This is a genomic window from Streptomyces sp. NRRL F-2664, from assembly GCF_000719345.1.
Classification (GTDB): Bacteria; Actinomycetota; Actinomycetes; order Streptomycetales; family Streptomycetaceae; genus Streptomyces.
In genome coordinates, this window is sequence record NZ_JOFX01000002.1 from 355,967 (window position 1) to 368,314 (window position 12,348).

General features: G+C 72.9%; 13 protein-coding genes. 8 read left to right on the top strand and 5 right to left on the bottom strand.

Going from position 1 to position 12,348, the window contains the following annotated elements; all coding sequences use genetic code 11:
• Nucleotides 1-10 precede the first annotated feature (10 nt).
• From ybeY to era, 6 genes are all read left to right on the top strand, one after another.
• Nucleotides 11-508: an rRNA maturation RNase YbeY gene (ybeY, locus tag IF89_RS0103855; protein ID WP_030761068.1), complete on the top strand. Its 498-nt coding sequence runs from the start codon at nucleotides 11-13 to the stop codon at nucleotides 506-508.
• On the top strand, nucleotides 505-1,809 hold the full coding sequence (locus IF89_RS0103860; protein ID WP_030761070.1) for a hemolysin family protein: 1,305 nt from the start codon (nucleotides 505-507) through the stop codon (nucleotides 1,807-1,809). The genes ybeY and IF89_RS0103860 overlap by 4 nt, the downstream gene beginning before the upstream one ends.
• Complete coding sequence (locus IF89_RS0103865) at nucleotides 1,806-2,159, top strand: MmcQ/YjbR family DNA-binding protein (RefSeq protein WP_030761073.1); 354 nt, start codon at nucleotides 1,806-1,808, stop codon at nucleotides 2,157-2,159. The genes IF89_RS0103860 and IF89_RS0103865 overlap by 4 nt, the downstream gene beginning before the upstream one ends.
• A gap of 70 nt (nucleotides 2,160-2,229) precedes the next feature.
• Nucleotides 2,230-2,586 (top strand): cytidine deaminase, encoded by a 357-nt coding sequence (locus tag IF89_RS0103870; RefSeq protein WP_030761077.1) that lies wholly within the window; start codon nucleotides 2,230-2,232, stop codon nucleotides 2,584-2,586.
• Between the two features lie 1,015 nt (nucleotides 2,587-3,601).
• Nucleotides 3,602-4,264 carry a hypothetical protein gene (locus IF89_RS49285; protein ID WP_324605297.1) on the top strand — a complete coding sequence of 221 codons (663 nt, stop codon included), beginning with the start codon at nucleotides 3,602-3,604 and terminating at the stop codon, nucleotides 4,262-4,264.
• Nucleotides 4,265-4,448: 184 nt separating this feature from the next.
• Nucleotides 4,449-5,399, top strand: coding sequence for a GTPase Era (gene era / locus IF89_RS0103880; RefSeq protein ID WP_037878811.1), 951 nt, complete (start codon nucleotides 4,449-4,451; stop codon nucleotides 5,397-5,399).
• A 30-nt stretch (nucleotides 5,400-5,429) separates the two neighbouring features.
• Here the strand turns inward: era and IF89_RS0103885 are convergent, their stop codons facing one another.
• The 4 genes from IF89_RS0103885 to IF89_RS0103900 form a co-directional block, all read right to left on the bottom strand.
• A complete protein-coding gene (locus IF89_RS0103885) occupies nucleotides 5,430-6,116 on the bottom strand; it encodes an SAM-dependent methyltransferase (RefSeq protein ID WP_030761082.1) in 687 nt (228 codons plus the stop codon).
• Between the two features lie 132 nt (nucleotides 6,117-6,248).
• Complete coding sequence (locus IF89_RS0103890) at nucleotides 6,249-7,064, bottom strand: GNAT family N-acetyltransferase (protein WP_030761084.1); 816 nt, start codon at nucleotides 7,062-7,064, stop codon at nucleotides 6,249-6,251.
• Between the two features lie 39 nt (nucleotides 7,065-7,103).
• Complete coding sequence (locus IF89_RS0103895) at nucleotides 7,104-7,373, bottom strand: protealysin inhibitor emfourin (protein WP_030761087.1); 270 nt, start codon at nucleotides 7,371-7,373, stop codon at nucleotides 7,104-7,106.
• A gap of 9 nt (nucleotides 7,374-7,382) precedes the next feature.
• A complete protein-coding gene (locus IF89_RS0103900; protein WP_030761091.1) occupies nucleotides 7,383-8,459 on the bottom strand; it encodes a M4 family metallopeptidase in 1,077 nt (358 codons plus the stop codon).
• Between the two features lie 438 nt (nucleotides 8,460-8,897).
• On the opposite strand from IF89_RS0103900, the gene leuA reads away from it, so the two are divergent.
• A complete protein-coding gene (leuA, locus tag IF89_RS0103905) occupies nucleotides 8,898-10,661 on the top strand; it encodes a 2-isopropylmalate synthase (RefSeq protein WP_030761093.1) in 1,764 nt (587 codons plus the stop codon).
• Nucleotides 10,662-10,737: 76 nt separating this feature from the next.
• Here the strand turns inward: leuA and IF89_RS0103910 are convergent, their stop codons facing one another.
• Nucleotides 10,738-11,496: an SDR family NAD(P)-dependent oxidoreductase gene (locus IF89_RS0103910; RefSeq protein WP_030761095.1), complete on the bottom strand. Its 759-nt coding sequence runs from the start codon at nucleotides 11,494-11,496 to the stop codon at nucleotides 10,738-10,740.
• A gap of 150 nt (nucleotides 11,497-11,646) precedes the next feature.
• On the opposite strand from IF89_RS0103910, the gene IF89_RS0103915 reads away from it, so the two are divergent.
• A complete protein-coding gene (locus IF89_RS0103915) occupies nucleotides 11,647-12,342 on the top strand; it encodes a TerB family tellurite resistance protein (protein WP_030761098.1) in 696 nt (231 codons plus the stop codon).
• Nucleotides 12,343-12,348: the final 6 nt, after the last annotated feature.

Here is a 12,348-nt window from a genome sequence, read left to right on the forward strand (position 1 = left end):
CCAGCGCACCATGTCGATCGACGTCAACAACGAGTCCGGAACCGAGGTCGACGAGCAGGCGATCCTCGACATCGCCCGCTACGCGCTCACCCGGATGCGGATCCACCCGCTCTCGGAACTCTCCGTCATCGTCATCGACGAGGACGCCATGGAGCAGCTCCACATCCAGTGGATGGACCTGCCGGGCCCGACCGACGTCATGTCCTTCCCGATGGACGAGCTCCGTCCGCCGTCGAAGGACGACGAGGAGCCCCCGCAGGGGCTCCTCGGCGACATCGTGCTCTGCCCCGAGGTCGCCAAGAAGCAGGGTGAGGAAGCCCCCACGCAGCACTCCATGGACGAGGAACTCCAGCTCCTGACCGTCCACGGGGTGCTGCACCTGCTCGGCTACGACCACGAGGAGCCGGACGAGAAGGCCGAGATGTTCGGCCTCCAGGCCGCCATCGTGGACGGCTGGCGCACCGAGCGCGGGCTCACCGGCCCGTCCCCGGCCCCCACCGTCTCGTGAGCGCCCCGCAACTGATCACCGGCGCGGTGCTGCTGGTGGTCGTGGCCTGGTTCGCGGCGTGCGCGGAGTCCGGCATCGCCCGCATCTCCATCTTCCGGGCCGAGCAGGCCGTACGGGAGGGCAGGCGCGGCAGCGACAAGCTCGCCCAGGTCGCCGGCGACCCCACCCGCTACCTCAACGTGGCGCTGCTGGTCCGGGTCACCTGCGAGATGGCGGCCGGTGTCCTCGTCACCTACGTCTGCCTGGACGAGTTCGGCGAGAACTGGACCGCGCTGCTGGTGGCCATCGCCGTCATGGTGCTGGTCTCCTACGTCGCCGTGGGGGTCTCCCCGCGCACGATCGGCCGCCAGCACCCCCTGAACACGGCGACGGCGTCCGCGTACGTCCTGGTGCCGCTCGCACGGATCATGGGACCGGTCCCGCAGCTGCTGATCCTGATCGGCAACGCGCTGACGCCGGGCAAGGGCTTCCGCAAGGGGCCCTTCGCCTCCGAGGCCGAGCTGCGCGCGATGGTCGACCTCGCCGAGAAGGAATCGCTCATCGAGGACGACGAGCGCCGGATGGTGCACCAGGTCTTCGAGCTCGGTGACACGCTCGTGCGCGAGGTGATGGTGCCGCGCACCGACCTGGTCTGCATCGAGCGCTACAAGACGGTCCGCCAGGCGACGACGCTCGCCCTGCGGTCGGGCTTCTCGCGGATCCCCGTCACCGGGGAGAACGAGGACGACATCGTCGGGATCGTCTACCTGAAGGACCTGGTCCGCAAGACGCACGTCAACCGCGAGGCCGAGACCGACCTGGTGTCGACGGCGATGCGCCCGGCGGTCTTCGTGCCGGACACCAAGAACGCGGGCGACCTGCTGCGCGAGATGCAGCAGGTGCGCAACCACGTGGCGGTGGTGATCGACGAGTACGGCGGCACGGCCGGCATCGTCACCATCGAGGACATCCTGGAGGAGATCGTCGGCGAGATCACGGACGAGTACGACCGGGAGCTCCCGCCGGTCGAGGACCTGGGCGAGGACCGTTACCGGGTCACGGCGCGCCTGGACATCACCGACCTCGGCGAACTGTTCAAGGTCGAGGCCTTCGACGACGAGGACGTCGAGACGGTGGGCGGGCTGCTGGCGAAGGCGCTGGGCCGGGTACCGATCGCGGGCGCCTCGGGGGTGGTGGAACTGCCCGACGGGCGTCCCCTGCGGCTGACGGCCGAGTCGCCGGCGGGCCGGCGGAACAAGATCGTGACGGTGCTGGTCGAGCCGGTGGCCGCGGCGGAGCCCGCGGGGGAGGAGGGCGCATGACCCCGGCGCAGCTGCGGGAGTTCCTGCTGGGCTTCAACGCGGCCGTGGAGGAGTTCCCCTTCACCCCCGAGACCTCGGTGTTCAAGGTGAGGGGCAAGATGTTCGCGCTCAGCGCGCTGGACGCCGAGCCGCTGAAGATCAACCTGAAGTGCGAGCCGGAGCTGGCGGTACGGCTGCGCGAGGAGCACGCGGCGATCGCGCCGGGCTACCACATGAACAAGCGGCACTGGAACACGGTGACGGTGGGCGGGGTCCCCGACGCACTGCTGCGCGAACTCGTCGAGGACTCCTACGACCTGGTCGTCGCGGGACTGCCGAGGGCCGAGCGCCTGAAGCTCGACCGGCCCTGATCCGGGCACCGGTCCGGGCGGGGCGGGGTCGTTGCGCGGGGCGGGCCCGGCGCTCCCTATGCTTTCGACCATGACGGAGAGCACCGGGATCGACCCCGAGGACAGCAAGATCATCACGCTGGCGCGCAGCGCCCGGGCCCGCAACGGCGTGCCCGAGGGGGCGGCGGTGCGGGACGAGACCGGACGTACGTACGTCGCGGGGACGGTGGAGCTCGACTCCCTGAAGCTGAGCGCGCTGCAGACCGCGGTCGCGATGGCCGTGGCCAGCGGGGCCCGGTCCCTGGAGGCGGCGGCCGTCGTGAGTGCCGCGGAGTTCCCGGCGGAGGCCGACCGGGCTGCCGTCCGCGACCTCGGCGGCCCGGACACCCCGGTACTCCTGGCAGCCCCCGACGGCACCCTGAGGTCCACGACCCCGGCCGGCTCCTAGTCCCCACCCCCGCCGCTGGTCGGCGCGCCATTCCAGTCTCGTCGGCGTTCGAGGCAGGGGTCCGGGCAGAGCCCGGGGCCCGGCGGGGCCGGGTTCCTGGTGCCGCCCCGGAACCCGCGGCCCCGTCGCTGCGCAAGCGCGTGCGGGCGGCCCCTGGGGGTGGGCCCGACGGCCCACCGGCGCCCGTCCCGCGCGACCGGCGGGGCCCCGGGGGCCGGCGTCCCGCTGCCATCTCCTGATGGGCCATCAGTCGATGCGGGGCCCGCGCATTGACTTCTTCCGCTGCCCGCTCGTGAATGGCCCCTGCGCGGGGCTCGGCGCGAGGCGACCCAGGGGCGGGGGCGGGCAGTGCGAACACGGGCGCGGAACCGGAGATGGTCGGCGGCGGTCGGCGCGTTCGCCCTCGCCGCCACGGCCGGGGGCGCCCTCGGCGGACCCGCCGCGGCCCAGGGTGAGGCGCCCCCGGGGCAGGTGGAGTTCCCGACGCAGTGCCGGGCCCCCCAGGAGGCCGGTCTTGCGCCCGTCGACGGCCCCACCACCGCCCGGATCACCGTGGACGACCCGGCACCCGGGGTCGGCGACACCGTCACCGTGACCTACCAGGTGGTCAGCACCCCCGCCGCGCCCCCGGTCGGCGGTGTCGGGGACGGCGGCGCACTTCCCGCAGACGTGCCCCCACCGACCGGCCGGATCCTGCTCGGGGGTGCCCAGAGCGGAGAGGTCACCGTCGTCGCCCGGCGCAACGACCCCGTTCCGGCCGGCGCGCCCCTCCCCGCCGTCACCATGACCGGCACCTTCCCCGTCACCCCGCCCGGCGAGATCACCCTCGCACGCGCGCCACCTGCTGGACCCCGGTACCACCTGCACCCCCGTCGTCACCGCCCCCGCCCCGGCCCGGCTGACCGCCACCGAGCTGCCCACGGCCAACCTCCGCAGCGTCTTCCCCGCCTCCGGCCACGGCCGGCCCGGAGCCCCGGTCAGGGTGACCGCGGCCGGATTCCCCCCGGGTGCCGCCGTGACCGTCGCGGGCCGGGCCGGCGCGGCGGAGACCACCGACCGGGCGGGCGCCACCGCCGACGACCTGGGCACGGCCGTCGTGGACCTGACGGTCACCGACCGTGCGACCACCGCCGTGGTCGCCTACGAGGGCGAGGCGTGGTCCGCGCGGCAGGGCTCGGGCCCGGCCGCGTACACCGTCGTCGCGGACGCCGCCGCCCCGCCGGCGTCCGGCACCGGGAAGGCCACCGCCACCGTCGGGCCGGGCGCGCTCGGCATGACCCAGACCGGCCGGGACATCACCCTCGGCGCGGTGGCGTACGGCGGCGGCGCAGCCGCCCCCGGCCGGATCGGCACCGTCACCGTCACCGATGCCCGGGGCGGCCCGGCCGGGTGGACCCTGACCGGCAGGATCACCGACTTCACCGGCCCGGGCGGGGTCGCCGTCCCGGGCGCGTCCCTGTCCTGGACCCCGTCGTGCACGGCGGCCCCGGGCAGCCCGAGCCGCTGTACGCCGGGCAGCCCGGGCGCCGTCGGCCCGGAGGGCGCCCTCCTGGCGTCCACCCCGGACGGGCCGCAGACGGGCGGCACCTTCACGATCGACGCCGTGGTCACCCTCCACGTCCCTCCCTACACCCGACCGGGCGCCTACACGGCAGTCCTGACGCTGACCCTGTCGTGACCCCCCCGGACAGCGCCGGCGCAGCGCCTCCCGGCGCCGCCGGCGCGTGGTGCCGCCCACGGTCCGCGCAGGGGCTGGGGACACGGCTCAGGGACGCACCTCCCACGCCGCCCACCCCTCGCTCGCGGCTGTGGTCCCCGTCACCGCCCCGGTCTGGTCGGCGCGGGGAGCCGCATCGGGGAGAATGGCCCGTATGAGCGATCGTTCCCCCGAGTCCACCGCCCCGCACCGTGCGGGCTTCGCCTGCTTCGTCGGCCGTCCCAACGCCGGGAAGTCGACCCTGACCAACGCACTCGTGGGCACGAAGGTCGCGATCACCTCCAACCGGCCGCAGACCACCCGCCACACCGTCCGCGGCATCGTGCACCGCCCCGACGCCCAGCTCGTCCTCGTCGACACGCCCGGCCTGCACAAGCCGCGCACGTTGCTCGGCGAACGCCTCAACGACGTCGTGCGCACCACCTGGGCCGAGGTCGACGTCATCGGCTTCTGCCTCCCGGCCGACCAGAAGCTGGGCCCCGGCGACAAGTTCATCGCCAAGGAGCTCGCGGGGATCAAGAAGACCCCCAAGATCGCCATCGTGACCAAGACCGACCTGGTGGAGTCGAAGGCCCTGGCCGAGCAGCTCCTCGCCATCCACCAGCTGGGCGCCGAGCTCGGCATCGAGTGGGCCGAGATCGTCCCCGTCTCGGCGGTCGGCGACAACCAGGTCCAGCTGCTGGCCGACCTGATCGCGCCGCTGCTTCCGGAGAGTCCGCCGCTCTACCCGGAGGGCGACCTCACCGACGAGCCCGAGATGGTCATGGTCGCCGAGCTGATCCGCGAGGCCGCCCTGGAAGGCGTACGGGACGAGCTGCCGCACTCCATCGCCGTGGTCGTCGAGGAGATGATCCCGCGCGAGAACCGCCCGGCCGACCGCCCGCTGCTCGACATCCACGCCAACGTCTACATCGAGCGGCCGAGCCAGAAGGGCATCATCATCGGCCCGAAGGGCTCCCGGCTGAAGGAGGTCGGGATGAAGTCGCGCAAGCACATCGAGGCGCTGCTGGGGACTCCCGTCTTCCTCGACCTCCACGTGAAGGTCGCCAAGGACTGGCAGCGGGACCCCAAGCAGCTCCGCAAGCTCGGCTTCTGACCGGCTGCCCCTGATCCGCCGGAGCGCCCCTCAGGCGAGGCGCCGCACCTTCAGCAGGTTGTCGGGGCGGGTCCCGGGCCGGCCCTCGGGATCGGTCATGGGCTGCAGGTGCTCCGCCGCGCTCAGGACCTCCCAGCCGCCCTCCGGCAGCTCCAGTTGGGCGAGGACCTCCTGCGGGGTGGGGAAGTGGATGTCCGCGTGGGCGTCCGGGTTCCACGAGGGTCCTCCGGCGTGGCCGACCACGAGCAGGGTCCCGCCGGGCGCCACCGCGGCGGCGGCCCGGCGCAGGATCCGCTCGCGCGGGAAGTCCCCGTAGCTGTGCAGGAAGCACGCCGAGACGAGGTCGAACTCCCCCTCGGGGAAGGACTGCGCGAAGTCGTGGCGCTGCCACTCGACGCGGTCGGCCACCCCGGCCTCCGCGGCGTGCTCGGCGGCGCGGCCGAGCGCCACCGTGGAGATGTCGGTGGCGGTGACGCGCCACCCGCGGCGGGCCAGCCACACGGTGTCCGCGCCCTCGCCGCAGCCGAGGTCGAGGGCCCGGCCGGGCGGGAGGTCCGCGGCCTCGCGGACCAGGAGGGCATTCGGGTTGCCGCTCCAGATGCGGGTGCTTTCGCTGTAGCGCCCGTCCCAGAACTCCTCGCCGCCCGGGACGGGACCGTTCCCGCTCTCCTCCGCAGTGTCGTGCGAGTGCGGGTGGGGGTGCTGGTGCTTCGACATGGGGCCTCTTCCGCTCGGGGTTCGTCGTGCCCCCGATGCTGCGCCCCTCCCCGCCCTGTCGGCAAACCTTGTTGCCGACCCGGCAAAAGCGGGCGGGCGCCCGTCAGCGCGGCCCGGGCCGCAAGCAGCCGTTCACGCCCCGGGCGCGGCCGGCGGTTCGGCGATCAGGGCCGTCGCCAGGCGGCGGAAGCCGGCGCGGCCGTAGATGCGCGCCACGTCCTCGTCGCCCGCCGAGAGGAAGACCGTACGGGCGCCCCGCGCGCGGGCCTGTGCGACGAGGGCCGCGGTGACGCCGAGGGCCAGGCCCTGGCGGCGGGCGGACGGGAGGGTGCCCACGCCCACGACCTCGGCGACATCGCCGACCGGGTTGAACATGCCCGAGCAGAGCACCACACCGTCCCGTACGGCGGCCGCCATCCCCGAGGTGCCGGCCGCGAGCTTCGCCGCGACGTCCGCCCGGCGCGACTCCGTCGCCGGGTCGGCCGTCGCGGCCGCCAGTTCCGCCGGACCGGCCTCGCCGACGGCGGTCCCCGGGTCGGCGAAGGCCAGCGCCGGCACCGCGACCGCGGCCGCCAGCAAGGGGTCCTCGGCGTCGAGGAGCCGCACCTCCGGGTGCCGGGGCAGCTCCTCGGCGGCCTCCAGCACCATCAGCGGGTGCGCGTGGACGCGCAGACCCGCCGCCTCCACCGCGGGGCGCAGCGCCGGGCTGGTCTCGGCGACCCATTCGAAGGCCTCGGGCACCCCGAGCTCGCGCTGGCGGGCGAGCACCCGTTCCACGTCGGCGGCCGTCGCGTCGGAGCCGCCGAGCGTGGGCCGCGCGTAGTACGGCCAGCCCGAGCCCTCCTGGACGAAGAGGGTCAGGGCGCCGAAGTCCTCGGCGCGGGCCCCGCCCACCCGCGGCACGGTGTCGTAGTAGCGCTCCAGCTCGGACAGCGTCGAATCGATCATGCGAGAGGTCATCCGGACATCCAAGCAAAGGTGCGTCGGTCAGGCACCTTCTTTCAGGACCCGGGAGATGAGCGCCCGCTGTGCCTCCGACAGGTGCGGCTCGACGCACGTGACCGTCCGCCCGTCCACCGTGATCCGGTAGGAGAAGCCGTCCCGGACCCGGTCCGCCGGGTCGCCCGGCGGACCGGGCCGCAGTGCGAGCTGCGCCAGGGCCTGCCACTCCCGTTCGTCCGGCAGGCCCGAGGTGTCCACCTCGGCCCGGCGCTCGATGCCCGCGAAGCCGCCCGTCCGTACCACCAGAATCCGCATGGGAGCCGTCTACCCCGCGAACGGGACGCCCACGACCGACCACGCCTTCTGCAGCGCCTGGTGCTCCGCCCCGCCGTCCCCGTAGCGGGCGGCGGCGGCCGCGGTGGAGAGCCGGGCGAACTCCGCGAAGTCCGCCTTCGGGGTGAGGGCCCCGCCGGTCAGGGTGTCGTACCAGATCTGTCCGGCCCGTTCCCAGGCCTTGCCGCCCAGCTCGGTCGCGGCGATGTAGAAGGCGTGGTTGGGGATGCCGGAGTTGATGTGGACGCCGCCGTTGTCGCTGTGGGTGGTGACGTAGTCGTCCATGGTGGCCGGCTGCGGGTCCTTGCCCAGTTCGTCGTCGTCGTAGGCGGTGCCCGGTGCCTTCATGGAGCGCAGGGCGACCCCGGTGACGTCGGGGCCGAGCAGCCCGGCGCCGATCAGCCAGTCGGCCTCGTCGGCGGTCTGCTCCAGTGAGTACTGCTTGATCAGGGAGCCGAAGACGTCGGACATCGACTCGTTCAGGGCGCCGGACTGGCCGCGGTAGCGCAGGTTCGCGGTGTACTGGGTGACGCCGTGGGTCAATTCGTGTCCGATGACGTCCACCGAGACGGTGAAATCGAGGAAGAGGTCCCCGTCCCCGTCGCCGAAGACCATCTGCCGGCCGTCCCAGAAGGCGTTGTTGTAGTCCTCGCCGTAGTGGACGGTGGCGTCCAGGGGGAGTCCGGAATCGTCGATCGAGCGGCGCCCGAAGCCCTTCAGGAACAGCTCGTACGTCGCCCCGAGTCCGGCGTAGGCGCGGTTCACCGTGGCGTCCTTGCTCAGCGGGTCGCCCTCGCCGCGGATCTTGGTCCCGGGGAGCTGCGTGCGGTGCTGGGCGTCGAAGACCGTGCGCCGCGGGTCGTCCCCGGCCGGCGCGGCGAGCGCGGGCGCGATCCCGCGCACGGCGGTGACCCGGCGCCGGGTGCGCAGCAGGGAGTCGCGTTCGAGGGTGCGCTGGGCGAGATCGGCGCGGCGGGTGTTCCCGGACAGGGCGGCCTTGTCGAGGAGGTGGGGCGGCACGACCGTGCAGAAGACGGGGTGGCGGGAGGGGGTGTGGGAGGCATCCATGCCCGGCAATGTGGCACCGCGTGACGTCGGTGTCACTAGCTGCAACCATGATTCATTCGGTTGTGTCACCTTCCGCCGGTGCAGAAACGTGCCGGGGTGCGTCGCGGCGGGTGGCGTCCGGCGGTGGTGTGATCGCACGGCCCGGCCGGGGCGCGCCTCGGGGGATCGGCCCGACCTGCTCCGGGCGAACGAGGCTTGGCTTACATTTGGTGCAAATCGGACGCGCGGGTCTTGCATACTGAAACAGGTCCTCGCGTTACGGCGCGGCTCGGCTAGGCTCGGCCCATCATGCGTTTCGGGCTGCTTCTCCTTAGCTGCCGCGGCGAGGGTCTGTAGTCGTAGGCCGGCCCCCTCCCCGCGGAGTTTGGTGTTGCGGTTTTCACTACCGCCGTCGGCCGTCCCAGCGAACTACCGCGGACACGCGAGGAGCCCCACGCCATGAGCCAGCAGCCATTTGTCGGTCGCCCCACGCCCATCACGAACGCGACCCACTCCCAGAAGCCCTCCGGCATGCCGATCCACAAGTACGGCGCCTACGAGCAGGTGGACATCCCCGACCGGACCTGGCCGGACGCCCGCGTCACCAAGGCCCCCCGCTGGCTGTCCACCGACCTGCGGGACGGCAACCAGTCGCTGATCGACCCCATGACGCCCGCCCGCAAGCGCGAGATGTTCGACCTGCTGGTACGCATGGGCTACAAGGAGATCGAGGTCGGCTTCCCGTCCTCCGGCGAGACCGACTTCGCCTTCGTGCGCTCCATCATCGAAGAGGGCGCGATCCCGGACGACGTGACCATCTCCGTCCTGACCCAGGCCCGCGAGGACCTGATCGAGCGGACGGTCGAGTCGCTGGTCGGCGCCAAGCGCGCCACCGTGCACCTGTACAACGCGACCGCGCCGACCTTCCGCCGGGTCGTCTTCCGAGGCTCCAAGGAGCAGATCAAGCAGATCGCCGTCGACGGCACCCGCCTGGTCATGGAGTACGCGGAGAAGCTGCTCGGCCCGGAGACGACCTTCGGCTACCAGTACAGCCCGGAGATCTTCACCGACACCGAGCTGGACTTCGCCCTGGAGGTCTGCGAGGCCGTCTGCGACGTATGGCAGCCGGCCGAGGGCCGCGAGATCATCCTGAACCTGCCCGCCACCGTGGAGCGCTCCACGCCGTCCACCCACGCGGACCGCTTCGAGTGGATGGCCCGCAACCTGACCCGCCGCGAGCACATCTGCATCTCCGTACACCCGCACAACGACCGCGGCACCGCCGTCGCCGCCGCCGAGCTGGCCCTGATGGCAGGCGCCGACCGCATCGAGGGCTGCCTGTTCGGGCAGGGCGAGCGCACCGGCAACGTCGACCTGATCACGCTGGGCATGAACCTGTTCTCGCAGGGCATCGACCCGCAGATCGACTTCTCGCAGATCGACGAGATCCGCCGCACCAGCGAGTACTGCAACCAGATGCCGGTCCACCCGCGCCACCCCTACGCGGGCGACCTCGTCTACACCGCCTTCTCCGGCTCCCACCAGGACGCCATCAAGAAGGGCTTCGACGCCATGGAGGCCGATGCGGCCGCCCAGGGCAAGACCGTCGACGACATCGAGTGGGCCGTCCCGTACCTGCCCATCGACCCCAAGGACGTCGGCCGCTCCTACGAGGCGGTCATCCGGGTCAACTCGCAGTCCGGCAAGGGCGGCATCGCGTACGTCCTGAAGAACGACCACAAGCTGGACCTGCCGCGCCGCATGCAGATCGAGTTCTCGAAGATCATCCAGGCCAAGACCGACGCCGAGGGCGGCGAGGTCACGCCGAAGGCCATCTGGGACGTCTTCTGCGACGAGTACCTGCCCAACCCCGAGAACCCCTGGGGCCGCATCCAGCTGCGCTCTGGCTCGACGGCCACCGACAAGGACGGCACGGACACGCTGACCGTCGAAGCGGTCGTGGACGGCGTGGAGACGGTGCTGAACGGCACCGGCAACGGTCCGATCTCGGCCTTCTTCGACGCGCTGGCCGGCATCGGCATCGACGCCCGCCTGCTGGACTACACCGAGCACACCATGAGCGAGGGCGCGTCCGCCGTCGCCGCCTCCTACATCGAGTGCGCGATCGACGGCCGGGTCCTGTGGGGCATCGGCATCGACGCCAACACCACCCGCGCCTCCCTGAAGGCGGTCATCTCCGCCGTCAACCGCGCGGGCCGCTGACCACCCCGGCCGTGGACCCCGCTCCTGCCGACCAGGGGCGGGGTCGCGCCGTTCCCGGGGCCGCCCCCGGCGGGCGTCAGCGGGCCAGGTAGCCGCCGTCCACGGGGACGATCGCGCCGGTCACGAACGACGCCGCGTCCGAGGCCAGGAAGGCGATGACGCGGGCCACCTCCTCCGGCTCGCCGAGCCGGCCCATCGGGTGCGCCCCGGTGACCTCCGCCAGGTACTCGGGCCCGCCCGGCTCGTCCTGCAGCGCGATCACCCGCTCCGTTCGGATCGTTCCGGGAGCCACCGCGTTGACGCGGATCCCGTGCGCCGCCCACTCGACCGCGAGGTGCTTCGTCAGCCCCGACGCGACGAACTTCGCCGGACCGTACGCGGCCTGGCGCGCCTGCCCCGCCACCCCCGAGATCGAGGACACGCAGACCAGCGCCCCACCGGGGCGCGGCTGCGCGGTCATCGCCTCGATGGCGTACTTGCAGGTCAGGAACATCCCGCGGCCGTCGACCGCCATCACGTGGTCCCAGTCCTGCGCGGTGGTCTCGCGAACGTCCGACAGAGGGAGCACCCCGGCGTTCGCCACGGCGACGTCCAGGCGCCCGTAGGCCTCCACGGCGGCGGCGACCATCGCCCGGCTGTCGTCCGGATCGGAGACGTCAGCGACCACCGCGGTGACCGCGAGGCCCTCGGCGGCCAGATCCGCACGGAGGGCCTCGACCCCCGGGCCGTTGATATCGGCCGCGGTCACCCGGGCACCGGAGCGGGCCAGCAGTACCGCGGTGGCCCGCCCGATCCCACTCGCGGCCCCGGTCACCAGACACGACTTCTCGTCCATGCGGCAGACCCTAAGCGGAACCGGGGGTGCAGATCGGCCAACTCCCGCTCGGGGGGCATGTTGTCTTGTCGCACGACTGACGCAGCCTCACCGATGTGGCTAACATCACGCCAACCCGGCGATGCTGCCGGACGACCACGGAGGTGCGACGTGCTGCCAGTTCGGGGTGGGGACGGCCGGAAGCTGACGGTCTGGGGCATCCGTACCACCTGGAGCACCGTGGGTGACGGGGAGTTCTTCTGCCCGGACTGCGGGGGCGACCGGAACTACCGCAGGCGCACCGGCCGCCGCCGGTTCACCGTCCTCGGCGTGCCGCTGCTCCCGCGCGGACACGCGGGACCCGTCGTGGAGTGCCAGGGCTGCCGCGCCCGCTTCGGCACCGACGCCCTGGACCACCTCACCACCACCCGGTTCACCGCCCTGCTGCGGGACGCCGTCCACACCGTGGCGCTCGCCGTCCTCGCCGCGGGCGGGACGGCCTCGCGCAGCGCGCTGGAGGCCGCCGTGTGCACCGTACGGGCCGCGGGCTTCCAGGACTGCACCGAGGAGCAACTGGAGTCGCTCGTGGAGGCGCTGTCCGCGGACGAGGGCCGGCTCGGGCTGTACGACATCCCGGAGTGCTGCGGGGCCGCGCTGTCGATAGAGCTCCACGAGGCCCTCGAACCGCTCGCGCCGCACCTGGCGGGTCCCGGACGGGAGTCCGTCCTGCTCCAGGGGGCCCGGATCGCCCTCGCGGACGGTCCGTACATCCCGGCCGAGCGCGAGGTGCTCGCCACGGTCGGAGCGGCTCTGCGGATCGGTGCGGACGACGTGGCCCGGCTGCTGTCGGCGGTGCGCGCGCCCTGAGAGTCC